The organism is Staphylococcus sp. FSL W8-0271, from assembly GCF_038006605.1.
Lineage (GTDB): Bacteria > Bacillota > Bacilli > Staphylococcales > Staphylococcaceae > Staphylococcus > Staphylococcus cohnii.
Window position 1 is genome coordinate 1,681,786 of sequence record NZ_JBBOVM010000001.1, and the last position, 25,205, is coordinate 1,706,990.

The following is a 25,205-nucleotide window of genomic DNA, read 5'->3' on the forward strand; positions in this document are numbered from 1 at the left end:
TGTAAAGGCATCATCTGACAGCAATGATATTTTAAAATTTTTTCATTCTGACAACGACAACTAGGAGAAAAATTTATAAAACTGTTTTTCATCCTAGCTATCTACTGTCAATATCATAATTTTACTTAAACATAAACAATTGTTTTCTTTTTCTTGACATTGAAAATTAAACTTTACATATTTTTCATCGTGAAAGTCATGCTTTCTATAACCGAAGTTAATGCTTCCGCTGTATCTAATGAAGTTAGACAAGGTACACCATTTTCTACAGAAGCACGTCTGATTTGAAAACCATCACGTTCAACTTCCTTTCCTTTTGTCATCGTATTAATCACAATTTGCACATCATTCGTTTGGATACGTGATAATAAATCGTCTTCTCCACCAATTTTCCCTACAGTTTCTGCAGTTATATGGTTATTTTCTAATTTTTTAGCAGTACCTTCAGTAGCTAATATTTTATAGCCGACTTCATTTAAACGAGCTGCAATGTTCACAATTTCATCTTTATCTTTATCACTTACTGTCATCAATACCGTGCCATAATCTTTAACTTCCATACCACTTGCTGTCAAACCTTTATATAAAGCCTTTTCCATAGTTAAATCTTTGCCCATTACTTCTCCAGTTGACTTCATTTCAGGTCCTAATGTGATATCTACATTTTTCAATTTATTAAAGCTAAATACCGGTGCTTTGACAAAGACACCTTCACTATATGGCTGAACACCTTCGCTATATCCTAATTCTGTAAGTTGCTCCCCTATAATTGCACGCATGGCCAACTGTGCCATTTGTATATGTGTAATTTTACTTAAGAAAGGAACTGTACGACTCGCACGAGGGTTCACTTCTAAAACATATACACCATCATGTGCAATAACAAATTGGATATTGATTAAACCTACGATATTTAGACCTTTCGCCAAGCGAATTGTATAATCTTCAAGTGTTTTAAGCTCTTCTTGTGTCAAGGTTTGTGGAGGATATACTGCAATCGAATCACCTGAATGAACACCAGCGCGTTCAATATGTTCCATAATCCCAGGTATAATTACCGTTTCACCATCTGAGATAGCATCGACTTCAATTTCTTTACCTGTGAGATATCTATCAACTAATACAGGATGATCCGGACTCGCTTTCACTGCTTGGTTCATATAATTGGTTAACTCTTCATAGTTATACACGATTTCCATAGCACGTCCACCTAATACATATGATGGTCTAACTACTACAGGATATCCTATTGCACGTGCATTTTTGAGCGCTTCTTCAGCTGAAGTTGCTGTTTTACCGTTAGGTTGAGGCACATCAATCGTATGTAATAGCGCCTCAAATTCTTTACGATCTTCTGCACGGTTCAGATCTTCAAGTGATGTACCTAAAATTTTCACACCATACTTTTCAATTTTATCTGCTAAATTAATCGCAGTTTGACCGCCAAATTGAACTACTACACCTTTTGGTTGTTCAATATTTATAATATTCATTACATCTTCTTCTGTTAATGGTTCAAAATATAATTTGTCTGAAATTGAGAAGTCTGTAGATACTGTTTCAGGATTATTATTGACGATAATAGCTTCATAACCAGCTTGCTGAATTGCCCAAACAGCATGCACAGTTGCGTAATCAAATTCTACACCTTGACCGATTCTAATTGGTCCTGAACCTAAAACTAATATTTTCTCTTTTTCAGTGACGATTGACTCATTTTCTTGTTCATATGTGCCATAGTAATATGGAGTAGCAGATTCAAATTCTGCTGCACAAGTATCTACCATTTTATATACTGGTGAAATATTATGTTGTTTTCTTAAGTTATAAACTTCAGATTCTGACATATCAAAACGATGTGCAATAACTCGATCACTAAAACCATAACTCTTAGCAAATTTTAAATAGTCTATATCTCCTTTGTGTTCTTTTAAATCATGTTCTATATCAATGATGTGTAGGAATTTATTTAAGAAGAAATAATCAATCTTAGTCATTTCGTGTATTTCTTCTAATGATGTACCTCGTCTTATAGCTTCTCCTATAAAGAATAAACGTTCATCATCTTGATCTTGTATACGCGTTTTTATATAATCTAAATCATATGTTTCACCATTTGGTAATCCTAAATGATGTACACCATATTCAAGTGAACGAATCGCTTTCAATAAAGACTCTTCATATGTTCGGCCAATCGCCATTACCTCACCAGTTGCTTTCATTTGTGTACCTAGCACACGTTCACCTTTTTCAAACTTATCAAACGGAAAACGTGGAATTTTTGTTATAACATAATCCAACGTAGGTTCAAATGCAGCATAAGACGTTTTAGTTATTGGATTCAGCATTTCATCTAATGATAAGCCTATCGCTATTTTGGCAGCTAATTTTGCAATCGGATAGCCTGTAGCCTTTGAAGCTAAAGCTGATGAACGTGAAACACGTGGATTCACTTCAATAATATAATATTTCATTGAGTGTGGATCTAATGCCAGTTGTACATTACAGCCACCTTCAATGCCCAAAGCACGAATCACTTTTAACGACACATCACGTAACATTTGATATTCAACGTCTGATAAAGTTTGGCTAGGTGCTACTACAATTGAATCCCCTGTATGTATACCGACTGGATCTATATTCTCCATGTTACAAACAACAATGGCATTATCATTTTTATCGCGCATCACTTCATATTCAATCTCTTTAAAACCTGCAATTGATTTTTCTATTAAACATTGCGTTGCAGGGCTGTAATGCAAGCCGTTTGTTACCACTTGTCTGAACTCTTCATCATTATGGCAAATACCACCGCCAGTACCGCCCATAGTGAAAGCAGGTCTCACAATTAATGGGTATCCTACCACTTCTTTAAATTCAAACGCCTGTTCTAAAGTATTTACGATATCACTTTCCGGAACGGGAACATCTAGCTCATTCATTAAGTCTCTGAATAATTCTCTATCTTCCGCTTGTTGAATAGACGCTAGTTTTGTACCAAGTAGTTGTACATTGTTCGCTTCTAATACGCCACTATCATGTAATTGAATCGCCATATTAAGCCCTGTTTGACCACCTAAGGTTGGTAGTAAAGCATCAGGTTGTTCTTTACGAATAATACGTGCAATAAAATCATGCGTTAAGGGTTCAATATAGACTTTGTCAGCAATTTCATTATCCGTCATGATTGTCGCTGGATTTGAATTTACTAATATAACACGATAACCTTCTTCTCGTAATGCTAAGCAAGCTTGTGTTCCGGCATAATCAAACTCTGCAGCTTGACCTATAATAATCGGTCCAGATCCTATTACTAAAATCGTTTTAATATCGTTACGTTTAGGCATTTGTCAAAAGCTCCTTTTCTTTAAAGTCATGCATCATTTTAATAAATTCATCAAACAAATAATTTGAATCTGTCGGGCCAGGATTGGCTTCAGGATGATATTGTACTGAAAATGCAGGTAATGATTTGTGTCTTAATCCTTCAACTGTACCATCATTAATCGCAACATGTGTGATTTCTAATGGTGTATTAACTAATGAATCTTTATCAATTGCATAACCATGATTTTGGCTTGTTAATGCTATTTTCCCAGTTTTTAAATCTTTCACAGGATGATTTGCACCTCTATGTCCAAATTTCATTTTAAATGATGTAGCTCCTTGTGAAAGCGCAAATAATTGATGTCCTAAGCAAATGCCAAAGAAAGGAATTTTTCCTAAAATGCCATTAATCATATTAATTGCAACTTTGACTTCTTCTGGATCACCAGGGCCATTTGATAACATCACACCGTCTGGTGACATTCTAATAATTTCTTCTGCTGTGGAATCATAAGGTACAACTGTAACGTTACAACCACGTAAATTAAGTTCTCTCACAATATTTTGTTTTTTACCAAAATCTACTAATACAACACTTAAATCATAGCCAGTTGACACATATGGTGTCTTCGTAGACACTGTTTTCACTTCATCTCTAGGTAATTCAATTACCTTCAACTCTTCTAACAATTGTGGAATATCTGCCTTATTATCTGTAAAAGCTGCTTTTAAAACGCCATAGTTTCTAATTTTCCGAGTAATACTACGTGTATCCACGCCAGAAATACCTGGTATATCATAGTCTTTTAACACTTCGTGGAATGTTTTTTGCATGCGAAAATGGCTCGGATAAGTGCTCGCTTCTTTAACAACAACACCACTCAATGTTGGTATCAGTGATTCAAAATCATCTCGATTAATTCCGTAGTTTCCTATTAATGGATAAGTAAATGTAATAATTTGTCCAGTGTATGATGGATCTGATATCGTTTCTTGATATCCTGTCATAGCAGTATTAAATACTATTTCACCTTTCGTCAAATGATCTGAACCTAATGGATAACCTTCATAATATGTTCCATCTTCTAAAACTAAATAGCGTTTTTGCAACATTACTTTTCCTCCTTAAATTTAACTTCACCTTCTATCAATGTTAATACTGGAGTACCGTATACTTTTTCACCTATAAATGGTGTATTGGTTCCTTTAGATGCAAAATCTTCTGCCCTAATCTCTTGCTCTTCTTCTAGATTAATGGCAGTAAGGTCAGCCAAACCACCTTCTTCTAATTTTCCATAAGGTAAATCAAATATTTGAGATGGTTTGATTGTTAAATAATCAACCAATTGTTGTAATGACCAATCTCCATTTTTTACAAAGTGCGTATACAATAATGGAAATGCTGTTTCACTGCCAACGATGCCAAAAGGTGCTTTTGTCATTGGTTGTGCTTTTTCTTCTTTCGCATGTGGTGCATGGTCTGTAGCAATGCAATCTATTGTCCCATCCAACAATCCTTCGATTAGCGCAGCTCGATCTTCTTTACTTCTTAAAGGAGGATTCATTTTATAGATTGCATCATCGCCAGGCACATCCTCTTCAGTTAATAATAAATGATGTGGTGTCACTTCTGCTGTTACATGAATACCTGCTTTTTTAGCATCTCTTATAGCTCTTACACTTTCTTTTGTAGATACATGACACACATGGTAATGTGCTCCTGCTGCTTCAGCTAATAGAACATCTCTCGCAATTTGAACCGCTTCACAAATATTAGGTATGCCCGGTATACCTAAAGTTTTACTACGTTCCCCTTCATGCATAGCACCGCCATATATCAAACTATTATCTTCACAATGCGCAACAACTGCTTTATTTACTTTTGCTGCTTGCTGCATAGCTTCATACATCATATTTGCTTGTTGTACACCTACGCCATCATCAGTAAAGGCAAATGTACCTAATTTTGCTAAAGCTTCGAAATCTACGTGTTCATTACCTGCTTGTCTAACTGTGATTGCACTATATGGCAAAACTCTAACTTGTGCATTTTCTTCGATTAATTTGTTTAAACGCTCTAAATTTTCAACAGAGTCAGGTACAGGTCGCGTGTTTGGCATTGGACAAACTGTCGTAAAACCTCCTCTTGCAGCTGCTTGAGTCCCTGTTGCAATTGTTTCTTTATGTTCACCACCCGGTTCTCTTAAGTGTACATGTACATCAACTAAACCTGGAGCAACAAAATCCCCTTTTAAATCAATGATTTCAACATCGTCATCAACCTCTATATCTGACGCAATTTTTTTTATATTTTTACCCTCTATTAAGATAGAAGTGGTTTTAAGTTCACCATTTTCTAAGATTTTCGCATTAGTTAGCAATTTCATTTATTTCTGCCTCCTTTGTTTGTAATATATACTCAATGACAGCCATACGTGTATACATGCCATTTTCCATCTGTTTAAAGATGCGTGATTTTTCTGCTTCCACTAAACAATCATCAATTTCAACACCACGATTGACAGGTGCTGGATGCATAACAATTGCTGATGATTTCAATCGATTATAACGTTCTTTCGTCAAACCAAAGTTTTCGTGATAATTTTGATTTTCAAAATTTGATGTTTCTTCATCTCCATGTCTTTCGTGCTGTACTCTAAGTAACATGACAATATCTATATCATCTATCACTTTATCTATATCAACATAGGGTGCTGCTAAAGTGTCATCTCTCCATGCTTCAGGACTTGAGAACATAACGTTTGCACCGAGTGCTGTTAAACTTTGGAAGTTACTTCTCGCTACACGAGAGTTTTTTATGTCTCCGCATATTAAAATATTTAAATCTTTAAATGTGTCGTACTCTTCATATATTGTCATAAGGTCTAATAAACTTTGTGTTGGATGCTGTCCACTTCCATCACCTGCATTGATAATCGGTAACTTCAGTGAATTTAAATCATTATAGTATGTTGTATCTGAATGTCTAATTACTAAAACATCTGCACCTACTTGTTCTAATGTTTTACACGTATCGTATAAGCTCTCACCTTTTTGAACTGAAGAAGTGCTCGTCTCAAAATCAATCAATTTTAACCCTAATTTTTGCTCTGCCACTAAAAAACTACTTTTCGTACGTGTAGAATTTTCGAAAAATAAATTTGCTACAAATTTGTCTTCATAATTATGTGGTTTAAACGATCCGTTTTTAATACCGCTAGCAATTTCGATTAGTTCATAAATCTCATTTGTAGTTAGATGTTCCATTGATAGTAAATTATCCATTTTTTCAGCCTCCTAATAATGAAATACGCATTTATTTATTTGTTTCAATCTCTTGCGGTAAAATTAAGTTTAGTAGAATACCTGCGAGTGCTGCTAATGCCATACCTTCAATTTCTAAATTAATACCTATCCCGTTTAAGTTGAAGACGAGGTTGCCTATACCTATTACTAATATGACTGATGCAATGACAAGATTTCGATTACTTGCAAAATCAACCTCACTTTCTACAAGCATTCTCAGACCACTTGCTGCAATAATTCCGAAAAGTAATATCGATACACCTCCCATAACAGGTGTTGGTATAGATGAAACTAATGCTGTGAATTTGCCTACAAACCCTAATATTATAGCTATGACTGCAGCACCGCCAATCACATATATACTATAAATTTTCGTGATAGCTAATACGCCGATGTTTTCTCCGTAAGTTGTACTTGGAGGACCACCTATAATACTTGCAAACATTGTTGACACACCGTCACCAATAATGGATTTATCTAATCCTGGATCTTTAAAGAAATTTCGTCCCACGATTTTGTTAATCACCATTTGATGTCCAATATGCTCACTTACCGTAACAAAAACGATTGGTATTAAAACGAGAACCAAACCTAAATGAAATGATGGCGTGTAATCTTTAAACGGTAGATACACCTCTGGAAACTGCAGCCATTTTGCTTCGGCTACAGGTTTAAAGTTAACAAGTCCCATAAAAATTGAAACAATGTAACCCGTGATAATGCCTATTAAGACAGGTATAAGAGACAAGAAACCTTTAAAATATCCTTGAACGATAATCGTTACAAGTAATGTAATCATTGCTACTACTAAATAACTTAAGTTATAACCTTTCATATCTCCTGAATTTTCAAACATTGCCATGTTAACCGCAGTAGGTGCTAGACTCAAACCAATCACCATAATGACAGGTCCGACAACAACAGGAGGGAGTAAGTGCATAAGCCACCCTGTTCCGCTTAATCTAATAGCTAATCCAATGAGCACATACATTACACCGCTCATAAACAATGCCACTAACATGTCACCTAAACCATGTGAATTCAATCCAGTTATGATTGGTGTGATAAATGCGAAACTTGAACCTAAATATGCAGGTATTTTCGCTTTTGTAATTAGTATATACAATAATGTCCCTATGCCTGATGCTAGTAAGGCAGATGATATGGGTAATCCAGTTAAAAAAGGTACGAGAACAGTCGATCCAAACATTGCAAATAAATGTTGGGTGCTTAAAAATGCCAATTGTCCTAATTTAGGTTTATCTTGTACATCTAATACTGGTTTAGCTGTCCGTTCAAACATTGTTTCATTTTCCATGACTTTCCGCTTCCTCTCATTAAAAAAGTCTCTTTACATTGTTTTCATGTAAAGAGACTTAAAAAGTATCAATCTTCAAATCAAAATTTAGCTCATTCAAACAACATTACTGCTCAAAGCGTTAGGATTGTTATTTGAATACTTAGTTTAAATTAAGATCAGATGATATGGAGAGAATCTATAGTATATGTTTTATATAATATAACTATATTTTGAAATGTGGTTGTTTTGAAACTTGATTTTAACTACCACATGATTCTCTTCCCTTTTTCAGTCTCTCGTACTGAATTAAAAGGTGTTGATTTATTCAATTACAACTGCATTTCTACTATCTATTTCACTAAGAAAAACTGAGACTGCTTCTTCTCTAGCAGTAGGTATGTTTTTACCAACAAAGTCTGCGCGTATCGGCAGTTCTCTATGTCCGCGATCGATAAGTGTTGCTAGCCCTATTTTTCTAGGTCTTGCATATTGAAGTACTGCATCAAGTGATGCCCTAACTGTGCGTCCAGTATATAAAACATCATCCACTATAATTACGACTTGATTTGTTATATTGACATCAATTTCATATGTTTGCTCTGAAACTTGATCTATTGTCTGTTCCAAATCATCTCTAAATTGTGTGATATCAATGGTACCTGTTGGAACAGTGAGTTCTTCAATTTGTTCAATTTTTTGTTGTATCCGTCGCGCTAAAAATGCCCCTCTTGTTTTAATACCTAACAAAATTAAATCATCAGTACCTTTATTATATTCTAAGATTTCATGTGCAATACGTGTCACTGTTCTTTGTATTGCTGCTTCATCCATAATCACTCGTTCTGACATTTTGGGCACCTACCTTAATCTTAATGATATAAAAAAACCTCACATCTTCAGAAGACATGAGGTTGCGTAATAAAATATTACAAACAAAACGCAGAGACATATCTGAAATTCAGATGATTTCTCCATCATAACCCATTTTGTGTCTGAGATTACGATTTTTATCGCGTTTACTATAAAACTACGATGGCTTTTAGCTATTTTTGACTAAAATGCTTTGTTTGTATATTCCATTTTCATTACATGTCTTCGAAGCCTCTCTGGACTTTCAATTAAAGACGTTCGTTCTTTATTAAACTGTCATTATATTATCATGAATAACATGTTGTTGCAAGTCTATATTAGAATATCGTTCGATTTGTAAAAGCTATCGTTTTTCTTTAAATCATTTTTTCAATTCTAGTTATCCTTGTCGAGGTGGGACAACGAAGCCTATTTAATAAAATTAGATTTCTGTCCACTCTCATATCAATATCATGGTATGACTTTTAATTTGTCATACCACTTAGCCTTTTTAATTATCAGATTTACGAATATCATTTAAAAGTTGTTCAAAATCATCTGGCAAAGGTGATGTCTTTTCAATGTAAGCTTGTGTAACTGGATGTTCAAAACCAATCACTGCCGCATGTAATGCTTGACCACCAATATCTAATGTTTTCTTCTGACCATATTTTGGATCTCCTACTAATGGGTAACCAATATATTTCATATGCACACGAATTTGGTGGGTACGACCTGTTTCTAACTGACACTCTATTAAAGTATACTTATTAAAATGTTCTAATACATTAAAGTGAGTGATTGCGTCTTTACCATCATCGACCACAGCCATTGATTGACGGTCATTTTTATTTCGACCAATAGGTGCATCAACAGTACCGTAATCATGTGGAATGTTACCATGTACTAATGCGATATACTTACGCGTAACTGATTTATCTATCAATTGTTCAACTAAACTACGATGTGCAATATCGTTTTTCGCAATCATTAATAAACCAGAAGTATCTTTATCAATACGATGTACAATTCCCGGACGTATTTCACCATTTATACCAGATAAGTCTTTCATTTGATACATTAAACCATTTACTAACGTACCTGAATAATGACCTGCAGAAGGATGGACTACCATACCCTTAGGTTTATAAACAATTGCAACATCATCATCCTCATAATAAAAATTCAGATTTAGATTTTCTGGTTTAATATCTGCCTCAACAATTTCTTTTTCAGTTACTACAATTTTATCATTTACCTTAGTTTTATAATTGGATTTTATCACTTTATCATTGACTTTAACTAAACCTTCTTTTATCCAATCTTGCATTTGAGTACGTGACCATTCAGCATTAAATTCAGGCAATAGTTTATCTATTCGTTGTCCTGCGTTAACTGGGTCTTCTATGTTAAACTCATGAAACTCCATACAATATCTCTCCTATTCTTCTGTCCTCATATCCCTTAATAAAGCGATTATTACTAAAACGACGCCTATAGTTAAACTAGAATCAGCTACGTTAAATATTGGAAAATTATAACTAAATATATAAGTATCAACAAAGTCTACAACTTCACCGTTTAATACACGGTCAATAAAGTTACCTAAAGCACCAGCAAATAACAAACTTATAGCAATTTGCATCAATAAATTATGCTTCGCTTCTTTTATAAAAAAGACAATGAGTATAATCAGAATAATGACAGTTATGATATAGAAAAAAGCCATCTTTCCACTTAAAATCCCCCATGCTGCACCATTATTTCTATGTGAAGTGATGCTCAAAAAATTAGGAATTACTTCAAATGAGTCACCAATTTGCATTGTTTTAGTTATTATAAATTTTGTGATTTGATCTAATATAAGTATAACGATTGTTATAAATATAGAAGTACCAATATAGTACTGACGTTTCATGTCTGTACCTCCTATTTATTCTACGTGCGGTCGATTTTTACAACAACTCTCATTATATCCTAATCAAACTTATAAAAAAAGTTACAGTTCAAATATTAAGTTAATTTTTTGAAAGATTATTCAAATAGACATTCTTTTAAAGTACAGAATAATAATTAAACCTAAACTGAATTCCATCGGGACCAGTCAATAATTTATGTGTTGTTTCTGGAAAATGAAAATCCACGCATGCTAGACCATAAGTTTTATGATTTTCTATACGTTTAACACTTGATAGCCAATTATTCACTACAAGATGTTGATGATAACCATTTGATGCCAAATATACTGCACTATCTGTTTCTACAGAAGATGGGACCAAACCAAAGTAATTTTTATAATATTGTTTAACTCTTTTTAACCGAATTGTTTTTAAATTAATATATCCGATAATACTGTCATCAGGAATGCCTTGCCATTTCTCATCTGAGACATATGTTAATAATTTAGGTACATTTAATGGTTTTGTTTCTAATACTGCTTTTTCATTTTCAATAGACCATTCATCAATTAGATTGTCTACATAAAACTCTAAACCATTTCCTTCAGTATCTTCTAAATATAATGAAGTTGAAATATCATGTTCTCCACCGTTGATTGGTATTTTATATTCACTTAATTGTACAAGTAAGTCTGCTAAATCTGTTTTAGTTGGTAATTTAATAGCTAAGTGAAATAAACCTGCTTCTGAAACAAGTGGTTCTCTGCCCATATTTATTTGATTAAGTGTCATGAAGTGATTTAGATTTCCAATCTCATATTGAATCGTAGAATATGATTCATTCACTACATTTAATCCTATTATGTCACTATAAAATTTTTTCATTTCATCTTTGTCTCTCACATTTAATATAATGCCATTTACAAAATGCGCACTTTCGTTATGGAACATATTTAACACCTTTCTAATTACTTATTGCATTCATTATATATGAATTGTTCAATTTTAAATTTCAATATGCTCATTTTAATCTAAAAATTGGATTTGCTAAATATTTCGCTTAATCTTTATATAAGAGAAAAGAAAACCTGGGACATCGCAACGATGTCTCAGGTTATTCAAAAATATTAGTCGAAAGTTGTTGTAGTATTTAAAACACATATCGAACTTTATTTAATTCAATTCAATTATGTTGGAACAAAACTGTGGAATATTTTTGTTAATACAGTTATTGCTATACTTCTACATTTTCATTTATAAATGTTTAAACAAGTGTTTTAACAACTGCTTGACAACGTGGGCATAGGTTATCTAGTTCGCCTACAGAACCTAATGTTTCACTATAATTCCAACAACGTTCACATTTTTCTCCATGAGCATGTTCAATGTGGATATCACCATATTGATATGCTTCTCCATTTTCAACTTTATCAACTACCTCTGCTTGTGAAGTAATGAATAGTTGATGTAAATCAGAAAATTGTTGTAAAAATGTAGTTGCATCAAAGTTATCGTTACTACCGATTACTACTTTGGCTTCTAATGATTTTCCAATTACTTTTTCATTACGTGCAACTTCTAAAGCTCGGTTCACATCGTCACGCAATTTCATAAATGTATTCCATTTTTCCATGAATTCAGTGTCAACAGCTACACGTTCAGGCATGCGTGATAAATGCACACTTTCTTCCTCTACATGTGGAATATGTGACCATACTTCTTCAGATGTATGTGCTAGAATAGGTGCTAATAATTTCGTCATGTCTACTACAATTTGGTATAACACAGTTTGCATACTACGACGTTTATGCGCATTTTGTTCTTCTATATATAAGATGTCTTTACCATAATCTAAATAGAAATTACTTAGTTCAACGTTAATGAAATTTTGTAATTCTTGATATATATCTAAATAATCATAGTTATCATAATTGTCTAATGTGTTCGCAGTAAATTCACGTAATCTATTTAATAAATATTTATCTACTTCTAATAAATCAGATTCTGGGATTGCATCTGTTGACGGATTATAATCATTTAAATTACCCAACATAAATCTTAGTGTATTTCTAATTTTACGATATACATCAGAAGTTTGTTTTAAAATTTCATCAGAAATACGCACATCTGATAAATAATCAACACTACTTACCCAAAGACGTGCAATATCTGCACCTTTTTGTTTTACTATTTGATCAGGTACGATGACATTGCCCAATGATTTACTCATTTTTTTACCGTCACCGTCCATGACGAATCCATGTGAAAGTAACATTTTGTATGGTGAAATACCTCTCGTAGCAACAGATGTTGTAATTGAGGAGTTAAACCAACCACGATACTGATCACTGCCTTCTAAATATAAATCAGCAGGATAAGACAATTCCGGACGTTCTTCTAATACACCACGGTGTGATGACCCTGAATCGAACCAAACATCCATGATATCTGTTTCTTTTGTAAATACACCATTCGGGCTGCTAGGATGTGTGAATCCATCAGGTAATAAATCTTTAGCTTCTCGCTCAAACCACACATTTGAACCATGCTCTTGGAATAAATCTGCAACATGATTAACAGTTTCTTTAGTCATAATAATGTCGCCATTTTCCGCATAAAATACTGGTAATGGCACACCCCAAACACGTTGGCGTGAAATAACCCATTCGCCACGGTCTCTTACCATGTTGTAAATACGAGTTCTGCCCCAATCAACCTTAAAGTGTGTATTTTCGATTGCATCTAAAATATCTTGACGTACTTTATCAATAGAAGCAAACCATTGTGGTGTTGCACGGAAAATAACAGGTTTTTTAGTACGCCAGTCATGTGGGTAACTATGTGTCATGAATTCTAATTTCAATAATGAACCATTCTCTTTTAATAAATCTGTAATTTCTTTATTGGCTTTATCGTAGAACATACCTTCAAATTGACCAGCTTCTTCAGTAAATACACCTTTATCATCTACAGGGCTGATAACAGGCAAGTTATATTTTTGACCTACTATAAAGTCATCTTCCCCGTGTCCAGGAGCTGTATGAACACATCCTGTACCAGCATCTGTTGTAACATGTAATCCATTAATTACAAGTGACACACGATCAACGAATGGATGTTGTGTTTCGATGTATTCTAAGTCACTACCTTTGAATTCTTTTTCTAGTTCAATGGCATCTTCATCCCATTCTAATGCTTCTGCAACATTAGCTACTAAGTCTTTACCGATAATATATTTGTCACCATTCACATTATATTGACCATAAACTAAATCTGGATGTACAGTGATTGCAACATTAGATGGTAATGTCCAAGGTGTAGTAGTCCAAATAACGAATTTTGCATCTTCAGCAACAATACCTTTACTATCTTTAACATCAAATGCGACATAAATAGATGGCGAACGCTTATCTTGATATTCAATTTCTGCTTCAGCTAATGAAGATTCACTAGATGGTGACCAATAAACTGGTTTTTTACCTTTATAAATAAGTCCTTTATCAGCCATTTCACCAAACAAACGAATTTGAGCCGCTTCGTATTCTGGTTTTAATGTTATATAAGGATTAGCAAAATCTCCTTTAACACCAAGTCGTTTAAAATCTTTTTTTTGATTTTCAATTTGCTCTAACGCAAATGCTTCACATTTTCTTCTAAATTCAGCAATTGATAATTCTTTACGCTTAACACCTTTTTTAGTAAGTGCTTGTTCGATTGGTAATCCATGTGTATCCCAACCTGGAACATATGGTGTATAGAAACCTTGCATTGTTTTATAACGGGTAATAAAGTCCTTCAAAATTTTATTTAACGCATGTCCCATATGTAAATTACCATTTGCATATGGTGGACCATCGTGTAAAATGTAATGTTCATTATCTTTGTTTTTTTCTAATGCTTTTTGATAAATATCATTAGCATCCCATTCTTCTTGAATCTTTGGTTCTTTATTTGGTAATCCTCCACGCATTGGAAAATTCGTTTTTGGCATTAATAACGTATCTTTGTAATCCATTTCCTACACTCCTTATTACAATATTCTGACTTGTCTAGTATCAAACAATAAAAAGAACTCTAAGTTCAATTAACAGGGACGATATTTACCGCGTTACCACCCTGATTAACTCAACTTAGAGTTCTCTCATTGCATGTTATTCAATTTAAACGACAGTGATATAAGAAACAAATATATATTAGGCTCGCACTATCCCTAACTCGCTTGAATATATCGACTGTTTCTTACGCGTCTGTTGTTTGTTTATTGTTTATTCTCATTATCTGTTGCATCTGCATCCGCTTCTGCTGCACTATCTGCTTTTGCTTTCATCGCTTTTTCTTCTTCAGTTAATTCATTTTCATTTAAATGATTAATGTTCTCTTGTGTTACTTGTTCAGAATCAAGGTCATAATTTAATAAATAATCCCAATCATCATTTTTAAGTAAATCTAATTGTGCTTCTACTAACATACGGAAACGAGATCTAAATATTTTAGATTGACGCTTCATATCTTCTGTTTGGAAAGAAAGTCTACGGGCTTTTTCAACTGCATCATTGACAATTCGATCTGCTTCACTTTTCGCTTTTGCAATTGTTGCCTCTGCGTCTTTATTTGCTGCTGCTTTCGTTTCTTCTCCAGCTTGTTTCGCTTGAACTAATGCATCGCTCACTGACTGATGCACATCTTTATAAGATTGAATATTCGTTTCTTTATCTTCAACAACTTTTTCTAATTGTGCTTTATCTTCTTTTAAACGTTCAATTTCATTACTGAGTTGTTCTAAATAACTTTCAACTTCAGTTGGTTCAAAACCCGTTTTAACACGAGTAAATGACTTGTTTTTTATTTCACTTGGTGTAAAAGCCATGCGTCATTATCCTCCTTTTATCATACACTATTTTGTTATTTCATTAAATATCAGAAATAAAATTTATTTTATATCGTAACACTGCTAATTTTAGTCGTTAAAATTCGGTTGTTTTACACTCTATAAGTATAACTTATTTGAATAAAGTTTTGTAGGAAATTCGTGTTTTATCTTTTTTTGTTTTTCCACCAATATCAACAATCATTGCTCTTCCATAACCTTGAATAGATAGTAAGTCACCTTTGTCCAGTTGAAAATCAGCAGAATCAATAATCGTATGATTAACTTTAACACGTTTTTTTTCAATTAACTGTTTGCTAATAGAACGCGATTTACGAATCATTTCTTTTAGAACGACATCTAAACGTAAACCAGATACAGTTGTCTCAAATGAGTGCCAGTTCTCTTTTGATTGTATCATATCTTTTATTGATATCGCATTTAGTTTAACTGCAGCACCTTTAATTTTATTTAATTCCAACATAATATATGATTCTAATTGCTTTGTCAAAGTAAATTGTATACTTTCATCTACCACAATGTCACCTAATTGATCTCTTTCGATACCTAATGACATAATTGTACCCAGTACATGTTGATGTTGAAGTGTCACAAATTTTTGAGGATAATCAATTTCAAAAAGAATGATTTCAAAATCTTCCACTTCAGGTTGAAAGTAATCTGGTGCTATGATGGCTCTTTGTCTCTCAGCAAATGGTCCTCCATAAAATGTTACTTCTAAATCTTGAAAACTACCAACTACAACATTTAATATATATTGGCCTCTGGGATCTAAAAAAGAAGTTAACACAGGCGCAAATTGTTCGTTGGCACGATAACACTTATCGATAAGTTGATCGATTAATTCATGCTCTTCTTTTCTAAAATGTTGATAAATATCGATGTGATTTCACTCCAAATATAAGTTAAAGCACCTCTCGTTTTTAACGTTAGGTGCTTAACATTTATTTTATACATTAGTTATTTTTAGCTCCGTATGTTTCATGAATTATATTTAAAATAGGCTATGCTAAATAATTTAATATAAGGCTAAAAATATTTGCTAGTCCCATTCTAAATAGATATAAAACAATAATTGCAACAATTGAAGAAATATCAATCATGCCGATGGGTGGAATAATTTTACGGAATGGTTCTAAAAACGGCTCATACAATTTTGATAAAAATCGACCGAATTTATTCTCACGTGCGCCTGGAAGCCATGACATAAAGAAATACACTATCATCCCAAAGTAATAAATTTGAACCAAGAATAAAATAAATTGAAATATATTTGCTAATAAACCTATATCCATTTCTGTTTACCTCTATTCACTTTGGTATTCCATATTTTCAATTTGGTCCGTTATGCTTCCTGCGACTTCAACATTATCTGGTGTACATAAGAATATATCAGAACCTACACGTTGAATGTCTCCACCAATTGCATAAACTGTACCACTTAGAAAATCAATAATTCTTTTTGCCGACACTTTATCTATACGTTGTAAGTTTACTAAAGTTGCTCTGCGATTTTTTAATTCATCCGCAATATCTTGAGTATCTGAAAAAACGCGTGGCTCAAATAAACACATTTTAGAACTTTCTTGTGTAAATCCATAATTATTTTGTTCTTGATTATTCATGTTCACAACGTTCCTAGTATTATTTTTAGGTGCACTGTTATTCATTTGATACTTCCTTTCCCCTGTTGATTGTTGTAATCTTGTTGGTTGTTTTTTGGGTACGGACTGTATACGTTGTCTTTCTGTATTTTCAGTTTGTTGGTTATTATAATTTGTTTGAGACTGTGCTTGTTGTCTATCTTGTTCTTCTTCGGGTGGCGCTTTTAAATCATCGTCTTCCTCTTCAACTACGAAAAAACCACTAAATAAATCTTTTAAAGCCACGGGGCTCACTCCTCTTTTCCTACAAGTTTAGTCCCAATTCTCACAAATGACGCACCTTCTTCAGCTGCTAAATGGTAATCATTACTCATTCCCATCGACAACTCTGTGCATGGTGCAAAATTTAAATTGAGCGCTTTAATTTCATCTCTTTTTGCTCTTAATGATTTGAATAAATCTTTAATGTACGGTTCATCGTCCGTGTATGGTGCCATAGTCATAAGACCAGTAATTTCAATGTTTTCATATTGCTCTAAATCTTTAATAAACGTATCTACTTCATCTAAAGCGATGCCTTGTTTTGATGTTTCTCCAGAAACATTTACTTGAACAAAACATTTCACTTTATGTTGAGCTCTTTTATTAATCTCTTTTGCTAATTTCAGACGATCTAAAGCGTGAAAATAGTCGATATCATTGATTACCTCTTTAACTTTCCTTGTTTGTAAGGAACCTATAAAATGCATGACTACATCGTCTGGTAAGGCTGCTTTTTTTTGTTGAAAACCTTCTAAACGATTTTCACCAAAATGTCTAATACCTGCTTGGTAAGCATCATTAGCTCGCTCTATTGTAACATATTTTGTCACTGCTATCACGTTTGGGACTGTTGTAATATTTCCTTTTTTACAATGTATGTCCAATTGTTTATTTATTTGCGTTAAACTTTGTTGTACATCCAATTTTTATACACCTCTTAGTTATTGACCAATATAAGCTAACATACGACCAGTATTACCTTTTTCTACTCTATATGAAAAGAATAAAGTTAAATCTTCTGAAGTAGCATAATTCGTTATATAAATGTTATTTTCAGGGACGCCACCATACGCTAACAACATAGCATTCGCTTTTTTTAAGTCTATACCGTGACGGTTTTCTGCTCTCGTCTCAATATATTGATGTGAATCTATAGGTAAGCGCTCAAATTTACTTTTAATATCATCATTAATTTCATATGAAGTTGCTGTAGCTGGTCCTATAACAACTTTTAAATCATTAAAATCAAATGGTATATGTTTTAACATTTGGTTGACAATTTGTCCTACTGTGCCACGCCAACCCGCATGAGCCAAACCAATAAAGTCATGTTTTTCGCTGTAAAAATAAATTGGTACACAATCTGCATAACACATGGTTAATAAAATATCTTTTTCAAATGTATACATACCATCTATACCATGTAACGCATTAGAAAGTCTATCAATATTTGTACCTTTATCTTTGTTTGTAATTTCAACCACTTTATTTTCATGTGTTTGAATCGGAAAAACCCATTGATCTCTAGGAAACTGAATTACAGAAGCAAGTAACATTTGATGCTTTGTAACATTATCTTGATCATCATTAATATATCTTGCCATGTTAAATGCATTTTTCGGATAATTACTAAATCCATCTTCTCTTGTTGTTATACCCAATTTCACATTGTTTAATTGATTGTCATCATATTTTAAAATATGACGGTCTTTAATAAATTTCTCTTGCATGTCATAAACCTCCAGCTATTCAACATTTACAAACTATCTAAAGTCATTGGGAGATTCTAAATAATTGGAAACTGCATTTTGCTCCATAACGAAGTATTTCACATCTAATTATATGCCAATTTCTAAATTCAAAAAAGTCATCAGATCTTTGGACCTGATGACATCTATATGTTTTATGTTGTCTTAATTAATATTAATTATTATGAAAAACTAACAGAAGAAGTTCATTCGAGATTAACGTCTAGTTCTTCTAGAACGTCTTTCTTCACGGTTTCTAATAAAGCTAGGAATATCATCTTCATTTGTAGTATGTGTTCTACCTTCATTTGCACTATCTGTAGATTGTGATGCACTAGAAGAGAATGAATCTTCTTTTGCAGTTGTACTTCCAGATGATGCACTATTGCCGAATCCAGTATTTGAAGCTTTGCGACCTTGAGATGAAGGTTTATCTTCAAATCCAGTAGCAATAACTGTTACCACGATTTCATCTTGTAATTCTGGATTAATGACAGTACCGAAAATCATATTAACGTCTTCATCTGCTGCATCTTGTACAATATCTGCTGCTTCCTGTGCTTCGAATAATGAAAGTGATTCTCCACCAGTAATGTTCATTAACACACCTTGTGCACCCACAATAGAAGTTTCTAATAACGGTGAAGAAATAGCTTTTTTAGCAGCTTCTACTGCACGGTTTTCACCAGAAGAAACACCGATTCCCATTAACGCAGAACCTTGGTTAGACATAATTGTTTTAACGTCTGCAAAGTCAAGGTTAACTTCACCTGAAACAGCGATTAGATCTGAAATACCTTGAACACCTTGACGTAATACATTGTCAGCTTCTTTAAATGCTTCCATCATTGGTGTAGACTTATCAACAATATCTAATAAACGGTCATTAGGAATTACGATTAATGTGTCAACAGCAGCTTTCATTGATTCTACACCAGCAGCTGCTTGTGTTTGACGTTTACGGCCTTCAAATCCAAATGGACGTGTAACAACACCAACAGTTAACGCTCCCATTTCTTTTGCGATTTTCGCTACAACTGGCGCAGCACCTGTACCAGTACCGCCACCCATACCTGCTGTTACGAAGACCATATCAGCACCTTGGATTGCATCTTCAATTTGTTCACGCGATTCTTCGGCAGCTTTTTTACCTATTTCAGGGTTTGCACCAGCGCCTAACCCACGCGTTAATTTTTCACCAATTTGGATTTTAGACTCCGCTTTAGATAAGTTTAAAGCTTGTCCATCCGTATTGATAGAAATAAATTCAACATTATTCATACCATGATCAATCATTCGGTTAACAGCGTTATTTCCGCCGCCCCCTACACCGATGACTTTTAACGTCGCTAAATGATTAAATCCTTGTTCAAATTCTAACATTTAAATTTCCTCCTAGTTTTAGTGGCCAATCAATCGAATAGAGATTTCATAAGTTTCTTGAACTTACTTTCTTCTTTGTCTTGAGGTTTACTTTCTTGTACTTCTTGTTCTTGTTCTTTGTTGTCTTCATGTTCGTATGCCTCAGACGCTTCTGGTTCTTCTATATCAGAAGTTGATGTATGTGGCTCTTCTTGTTTGTTTGATTTCTTTTTGAACCAATCAAATCCGCTTGACTTCGTACTATTTTCTCGATCATTTGATTCTATGACTTCTTCTTCAAATTCTTCACTGTCATGATTATTAATTGTAACATAATCTAGTAATTCGTCGAAAGTAATGCTACTAGAAATCGTTGAAATCGCTGAAGAAAACTCTGGTTTTCTTATGCCCATTTGTGATGGTGTATGAATTCTTACTTTTTCACTTACCATATCTTGAAGCAATTCTTTAACGCCTAGTAAATTAGCTGAACCACCAGTTACAACGAAACCACCAGTTACCTTTGTAAGACCTAACTCTTGTAATACATCAAACACATTAAAGAATATATCTTCCACACGTGCTTCTATTACATCTGCTAAATCTTTTTGAGTAAATTGCGCTTCTTCTTCACTATTTACTTGGTCAATAGTGAAGACGTCATGATCGGACGCTGAATCGAAGAAAGCGTGACCATATTGATGTTTAATTTTTTCAGCCGTTTCATATGACGTATTTAAACCTTTTGCAATATCTTCTGTTATATCTCTACCAGCCATTTCTATGGCATCAGCATCCACGAGCTCTCCTCTTTCGTAAAATGCTAATTGTGTTATATCTTCACCTATGTCGATGATGCATGCACCCAGTTCTTTCTCTGTTGCTGAAAGTACTGACCCATAGTTATATGCATCAGAATAAACATCTAATACGTCTACACCGCAAGATTCTACACATTTAATCATGTTTATTAAGATTGATTTTTGAATGGCAATGACACCAGCTTCAACTTTTAAACTGTGTCTAGCAATGAGTTCTTTAGGATCTGATACTTCATTTTCGCCATCTACCACAAATTTAATTGGGAATGCGTTTATTATTTCTGTTTCGGGTACATCATTTTTTTCACGTATACCTTCCAGTACACTTTCAATGTGTGTACCATCTAGTTCAGTATCTTCATAAAATTCAATTTCATTTGATTCATCAAATACCTCAGTACCGATAATTGGAAGTTTTAAAAACACTTCTTTAACATCGACGCCTGATGCAATAGAGGCTTTTTTGATTGTATCTTTAACCGCTTGTTTTGCGATGTCGAAATCATCAATAAGACCATTTTTTATACCACTTGTGTAGGTCTGTCCTGTACCTATCACATTTATTCCATTGTGAAATTTTTCGCCCACTATCGCTTTAACACTTGACGAACCGATATCTATACTTACATAATAATGCTCTTCCATAGATAGGCACCTCCTGACAATTACTTATTCATGTTCACACTATTAACAGTTTACAATACGTTTTGACGCTTGTGAACTATAAACACATGTATTTGTCTAAATTTTTTAATTATTTTTGTCTGATTCTTTATTTATCTTATTTAATGCACTTTGTAACTCGTCTTTAGCCTTATCTTCCTGTGTATTTCCTTTGTCAACATTTTGATCACTCGTTGATTTAGTCGTACTTCCGCCACTATAAGGAATGAAAGAAGCGCCAACTGACAAATCAATATAACCTGATTTTTTCAAACTTCCAGATTCATCACGTTCTAATGATTGTGACATTTGAGGATAATACTTCATCTTATTACCAATAGTATTTATGTTACCTACAATTTGAATCTCATCTGTCGTAAATAATTTGATTTGATTTTGTAAATTTTCTTGTGGATCATATTGCACTTCTGCAATCATACCTCGAACTTTTGCAGGCATTTTTGATAATTCTTGTATCATTTTTTCTTTTTTCTCTTTTTTGAATCCTTCAAGTACGGGACCGTCATCTGTTACATTACTATCTTCATAATTTTCTAACTCTGTACCATCTTCAAGAATGGGAACATAATCATCCTTCTTTTTAACTAAACCCACGATTTGACTTTCTGTCACTTTAACCTTCAACTTATTTGGTAATACTTTAGTCACTTCTGCATGTTTTATTAATTTATTCTCTTTTAAATTATTAACAGCTGTTGAAGTACTATAGGTATACATTCTTGAATCATCTTTCACATCAATAGCTTTTTTAATAGAAGTTTTTGATACATTATCATTACCTTCAATGGTTACTGAGTTGATTTTACTTAATGGTGTGAACATATAAATAAGAATCAGCAAAATGATAAATAACAAAATACCGAAAATAGTATATTGGATTTGCTTTTGTTTTTTACGTCGCTTTGCACGTTTCTCTTTTAAATATTCAGAATCAAATTCACTAACTTTATCTGACATTTATTTCACAACCTTTAAAGTGAAGGTAAATGCGCTTGGAAACTCTTTATAAACTTATTTCCGCGCTCTTCGAATGTATTGTATTGATCCCAACTAGCACAAGCTGGCGATAATAATACAACGTCATTAGGCTCAATAATTGATTGTACTTTATCGACTGCATCCGCTACATCAGTAGCCTTTATTACATATTTGCCTTGATTCTCGCCTAATTTCACAAATTTATCTTGTGTTTCACCAAAAGTTACCATCACTCTGACGTTATTCATATATGGAATTAATTCATCAAATCCATTTCCTCTGTCTAAACCACCACACAACCAAATAATAGGTTGTTTAAATGAATTAAGCGCAAATTGCGTTGCTAAAGTATTAGTAGCCTTTGAGTCATTGTAGTATTTATTCGTTTTGTTTGACCCTACATATTGAAGCCTATGTTCTATGCCTGAAAATGTTGTCAAACTATCTATAATTGCTCTTACAGAAATACCTGCTAATAATGCAGCTAATACAGCAGCTAGTATGTTTTCTAAATTATGTTCACCAGGTAATACTAAGTCATCTTTATGAATAAGTCGGAAACCTTTAAATGTAATATAACCATCTTTTACATAGATACCATCAACCTCTTGCTGTGTTGAAAAATAATATACTTTGGCTTTTAAAGATTCAGATTCTATCAAATGGCGTTGATGATAATTACATATTAAGTAATCCTCTTCTGTTTGATTTTTATATATTTGCTTTTTGGCATTTTGATAATTCTCTAAATTTTCATGATAATCCAAATGTGCCGAATAAATATTTGTAATAATTGAGATATGTGGTTTATATTGATCAATGCCTAATAATTGAAATGAAGATAATTCAGTTATAAGGTAATCCTCTTCATCTACTTCTTGTGCCACTTTTGAAGCAACATAACCTATATTGCCAGATAATTTACCAGTAATTCTACTTTTTTTAAACATATCTCCAATTAATGAAGTTACCGTTGTTTTTCCATTTGTACCTGTCACACCAATAATAGGTGCTTTTGAAACTAAATAACTCAATTCCACTTCAGTAAGTATTTGTAATCCTCGGCGTTCCGCTTCTTGAATCAACGGAACAGTATAAGGTATGCCAGGGTTTTTAAAAATGAGTGGTTCATTATCAAGTAAAGAAAATGGGTGCTCCCCACCGACAACTTTGACCCCCATATTTTCTAAATCAATTGCATGTGCATCTCTACTTAAATCCTTGCCATCGTTAACAACGACATTTGCGCCAAGTTTTTGTAATAATTTCGCTGCTTCATATCCACTTTTTGCTAATCCTATTACTAATACATCTTTATTTTCTAAACCTGTATATTTCAGCAATTTAATTCACTCCAATCCATAAGCCAATAAGACCCGAAATAATACCAACTGTCCAAAATACAGTAACAACTTTTCGTTCATTCCAACCGACTAACTCAAAATGATGATGTAGTGGTGACATTTTGAAAACTCTTTTCCCTGTAAGCTTATATGATGTAACTTGAATCATAACTGATAATGTTTCGGCTACAAATACAAAACCGATAAAAATGAGTGACAATTCTTGATTTAGCATAATTGAAATCGTGGCAAAGATACCACCTAAAGCTAAACTACCTGTATCTCCCATAAATACCTTTGCAGGATTTAAATTAAACGGTAAGAATCCAAGCAATGCGAAAATCATGATAATACAAAACAAACCAATGGAATTAGCTCCTTGGATATAAGCCATTAATGCATACATAATAAATCCAATAATGGAAAGCCCTGTAGAAAGTCCATCTAATCCATCCGTTAAATTCACTGCATTAGAAAAACCAACTTGCCAAAATACAATGAAAATTACATATGCAATTGATAAAGGTACTTCTAAACCTGTAAATGGAATATGAATGCCAGTTGAAAAGTCTGTTAAATTAAATACTTGGCTTAATATGAAGAAAATAACCGCAATAGCAATTTGAGCAAGGAATTTTTGTTTACTCGTTAAACCTTGATTATTTTTTTTAACTACAATGATGTAGTCATCTATAAAACCAATTAACCCAAAACCAATCGTCACAAACAATAATAATATAATCGGATTCGCATTATCCATAAAAATAATAGCTAATATTGATGTGACAATAATACTAAGTAGGAAAGTTAACCCACCCATAGTTGGTGTACCTGTTTTTTTCATATGACTTTGAGGGCCCTCTTCTCTTATGCTTTGTCCAAATTTCATTCTCTTTAGTGTTGGTATCAATACAGGGACTAATATAAATGTTATTAGTAATGCAATGATCGCTAGTAAATAAACCATATTATGCTCCTTTAATATTAAATTGGATTAATGTCGTTAATGCTAGGTGCAACTTATAAATCATATGTAACGAGGCAGTATTTATGTT

General features: G+C 33.3%; 21 protein-coding genes. All 21 read right to left on the reverse strand.

All coding sequences use genetic code 11. The annotated features are described in order from the left end of the window. Positions 1-173 precede the first annotated feature (173 nt). Positions 174-3,347 carry a carbamoyl-phosphate synthase large subunit gene (gene carB / locus NST87_RS08230; protein ID WP_340721562.1) on the reverse strand — a complete coding sequence of 1,058 codons (3,174 nt, stop codon included), beginning with the start codon at positions 3,345-3,347 and terminating at the stop codon, positions 174-176. Next, the gene (locus tag NST87_RS08235) at positions 3,340-4,440 is read right to left on the reverse strand and encodes a carbamoyl phosphate synthase small subunit (RefSeq protein ID WP_019469330.1); all 1,101 of its coding nucleotides are present in this window, start codon (positions 4,438-4,440) and stop codon (positions 3,340-3,342) included. Before NST87_RS08235 ends, carB begins: the two co-directional genes overlap by 8 nt. After that, the gene (locus NST87_RS08240; RefSeq protein ID WP_340721563.1) at positions 4,440-5,714 is read right to left on the reverse strand and encodes a dihydroorotase; all 1,275 of its coding nucleotides are present in this window, start codon (positions 5,712-5,714) and stop codon (positions 4,440-4,442) included. The genes NST87_RS08235 and NST87_RS08240 overlap by 1 nt, the downstream gene beginning before the upstream one ends. Beyond that, complete coding sequence (locus tag NST87_RS08245) at positions 5,698-6,612, reverse strand: aspartate carbamoyltransferase catalytic subunit (protein WP_040030549.1); 915 nt, start codon at positions 6,610-6,612, stop codon at positions 5,698-5,700. Before NST87_RS08245 ends, NST87_RS08240 begins: the two co-directional genes overlap by 17 nt. 31 nt (positions 6,613-6,643) lie before the next feature. Continuing rightward, entirely contained in the window at positions 6,644-7,951 is a 1,308-nt protein-coding gene (locus NST87_RS08250) for a uracil-xanthine permease family protein (protein WP_040030548.1), read from the reverse strand. A gap of 303 nt (positions 7,952-8,254) precedes the next feature. Beyond that, on the reverse strand, positions 8,255-8,782 hold the full coding sequence (gene pyrR / locus NST87_RS08255; RefSeq protein WP_019469326.1) for a bifunctional pyr operon transcriptional regulator/uracil phosphoribosyltransferase PyrR: 528 nt from the start codon (positions 8,780-8,782) through the stop codon (positions 8,255-8,257). Between the two features lie 511 nt (positions 8,783-9,293). Next, positions 9,294-10,211: an RluA family pseudouridine synthase gene (locus tag NST87_RS08260; RefSeq protein ID WP_064263623.1), complete on the reverse strand. Its 918-nt coding sequence runs from the start codon at positions 10,209-10,211 to the stop codon at positions 9,294-9,296. Positions 10,212-10,223: 12 nt separating this feature from the next. Further along, a complete protein-coding gene (gene lspA, locus NST87_RS08265; RefSeq protein ID WP_019469324.1) occupies positions 10,224-10,700 on the reverse strand; it encodes a signal peptidase II in 477 nt (158 codons plus the stop codon). Positions 10,701-10,836: 136 nt separating this feature from the next. Next, a complete protein-coding gene (locus tag NST87_RS08270) occupies positions 10,837-11,631 on the reverse strand; it encodes a VOC family protein (protein ID WP_340721564.1) in 795 nt (264 codons plus the stop codon). Positions 11,632-11,944: 313 nt separating this feature from the next. After that, on the reverse strand, positions 11,945-14,695 hold the full coding sequence (ileS, locus tag NST87_RS08275; RefSeq protein WP_019469322.1) for an isoleucine--tRNA ligase: 2,751 nt from the start codon (positions 14,693-14,695) through the stop codon (positions 11,945-11,947). A gap of 243 nt (positions 14,696-14,938) precedes the next feature. Beyond that, the gene (locus NST87_RS08280; protein ID WP_019469321.1) at positions 14,939-15,547 is read right to left on the reverse strand and encodes a DivIVA domain-containing protein; all 609 of its coding nucleotides are present in this window, start codon (positions 15,545-15,547) and stop codon (positions 14,939-14,941) included. Between the two features lie 133 nt (positions 15,548-15,680). Further along, entirely contained in the window at positions 15,681-16,451 is a 771-nt protein-coding gene (locus NST87_RS08285; RefSeq protein ID WP_026034797.1) for a YlmH family RNA-binding protein, read from the reverse strand. Positions 16,452-16,572: 121 nt separating this feature from the next. Next, entirely contained in the window at positions 16,573-16,863 is a 291-nt protein-coding gene (locus NST87_RS08290) for a YggT family protein (protein WP_040030545.1), read from the reverse strand. Positions 16,864-16,875: 12 nt separating this feature from the next. Continuing rightward, complete coding sequence (locus NST87_RS08295; RefSeq protein WP_019469318.1) at positions 16,876-17,457, reverse strand: cell division protein SepF; 582 nt, start codon at positions 17,455-17,457, stop codon at positions 16,876-16,878. Between the two features lie 5 nt (positions 17,458-17,462). Then, entirely contained in the window at positions 17,463-18,137 is a 675-nt protein-coding gene (locus NST87_RS08300) for a YggS family pyridoxal phosphate-dependent enzyme (protein WP_019469317.1), read from the reverse strand. A gap of 18 nt (positions 18,138-18,155) precedes the next feature. Next, positions 18,156-18,944 (reverse strand): peptidoglycan editing factor PgeF, encoded by a 789-nt coding sequence (gene pgeF / locus NST87_RS08305; protein ID WP_019469316.1) that lies wholly within the window; start codon positions 18,942-18,944, stop codon positions 18,156-18,158. 234 nt (positions 18,945-19,178) lie between these two features. Further along, on the reverse strand, positions 19,179-20,345 hold the full coding sequence (ftsZ, locus tag NST87_RS08310) for a cell division protein FtsZ (protein ID WP_019469315.1): 1,167 nt from the start codon (positions 20,343-20,345) through the stop codon (positions 19,179-19,181). A 29-nt stretch (positions 20,346-20,374) separates the two neighbouring features. Next, on the reverse strand, positions 20,375-21,790 hold the full coding sequence (ftsA, locus tag NST87_RS08315) for a cell division protein FtsA (protein ID WP_340721565.1): 1,416 nt from the start codon (positions 21,788-21,790) through the stop codon (positions 20,375-20,377). A gap of 105 nt (positions 21,791-21,895) precedes the next feature. After that, on the reverse strand, positions 21,896-22,786 hold the full coding sequence (locus NST87_RS08320; protein WP_019469313.1) for a cell division protein FtsQ/DivIB: 891 nt from the start codon (positions 22,784-22,786) through the stop codon (positions 21,896-21,898). A 14-nt stretch (positions 22,787-22,800) separates the two neighbouring features. Continuing rightward, positions 22,801-24,150 (reverse strand): UDP-N-acetylmuramoyl-L-alanine--D-glutamate ligase, encoded by a 1,350-nt coding sequence (murD, locus tag NST87_RS08325; RefSeq protein ID WP_019469312.1) that lies wholly within the window; start codon positions 24,148-24,150, stop codon positions 22,801-22,803. Between the two features lies 1 nt (position 24,151). Continuing rightward, positions 24,152-25,117 (reverse strand): phospho-N-acetylmuramoyl-pentapeptide-transferase, encoded by a 966-nt coding sequence (mraY, locus tag NST87_RS08330; RefSeq protein WP_019469311.1) that lies wholly within the window; start codon positions 25,115-25,117, stop codon positions 24,152-24,154. Positions 25,118-25,205 lie beyond the last annotated feature (88 nt).

What these genes read in the sequence shown, in the direction of transcription:
- NST87_RS08260 (WP_064263623.1), bottom strand. Translation starts at nt 10,211, where the DNA reads ATGGAGTTTCATGAGTTTAACATAGAAGACCCAGTTAACGCAGGACAA.
- mraY (WP_019469311.1), bottom strand. Translation starts at nt 25,117, where the DNA reads ATGGTTTATTTACTAGCGATCATTGCATTACTAATAACATTTATATTA.
- ftsZ (WP_019469315.1), bottom strand. Translation starts at nt 20,345, where the DNA reads ATGTTAGAATTTGAACAAGGATTTAATCATTTAGCGACGTTAAAAGTC.
- ftsA (WP_340721565.1), bottom strand. Translation starts at nt 21,790, where the DNA reads ATGGAAGAGCATTATTATGTAAGTATAGATATCGGTTCGTCAAGTGTT.
- NST87_RS08245 (WP_040030549.1), bottom strand. Translation starts at nt 6,612, where the DNA reads ATGGATAATTTACTATCAATGGAACATCTAACTACAAATGAGATTTAT.
- NST87_RS08290 (WP_040030545.1), bottom strand. Translation starts at nt 16,863, where the DNA reads ATGGATATAGGTTTATTAGCAAATATATTTCAATTTATTTTATTCTTG.
- NST87_RS08270 (WP_340721564.1), bottom strand. Translation starts at nt 11,631, where the DNA reads ATGTTCCATAACGAAAGTGCGCATTTTGTAAATGGCATTATATTAAAT.
- NST87_RS08235 (WP_019469330.1), bottom strand. Translation starts at nt 4,440, where the DNA reads ATGTTGCAAAAACGCTATTTAGTTTTAGAAGATGGAACATATTATGAA.
- NST87_RS08240 (WP_340721563.1), bottom strand. Translation starts at nt 5,714, where the DNA reads ATGAAATTGCTAACTAATGCGAAAATCTTAGAAAATGGTGAACTTAAA.
- pgeF (WP_019469316.1), bottom strand. Translation starts at nt 18,944, where the DNA reads ATGCAAGAGAAATTTATTAAAGACCGTCATATTTTAAAATATGATGAC.
- ileS (WP_019469322.1), bottom strand. Translation starts at nt 14,695, where the DNA reads ATGGATTACAAAGATACGTTATTAATGCCAAAAACGAATTTTCCAATG.
- pyrR (WP_019469326.1), bottom strand. Translation starts at nt 8,782, where the DNA reads ATGTCAGAACGAGTGATTATGGATGAAGCAGCAATACAAAGAACAGTG.
- NST87_RS08250 (WP_040030548.1), bottom strand. Translation starts at nt 7,951, where the DNA reads ATGGAAAATGAAACAATGTTTGAACGGACAGCTAAACCAGTATTAGAT.
- lspA (WP_019469324.1), bottom strand. Translation starts at nt 10,700, where the DNA reads ATGAAACGTCAGTACTATATTGGTACTTCTATATTTATAACAATCGTT.
- carB (WP_340721562.1), bottom strand. Translation starts at nt 3,347, where the DNA reads ATGCCTAAACGTAACGATATTAAAACGATTTTAGTAATAGGATCTGGA.
- NST87_RS08280 (WP_019469321.1), bottom strand. Translation starts at nt 15,547, where the DNA reads ATGGCTTTTACACCAAGTGAAATAAAAAACAAGTCATTTACTCGTGTT.
- NST87_RS08320 (WP_019469313.1), bottom strand. Translation starts at nt 22,786, where the DNA reads ATGTCAGATAAAGTTAGTGAATTTGATTCTGAATATTTAAAAGAGAAA.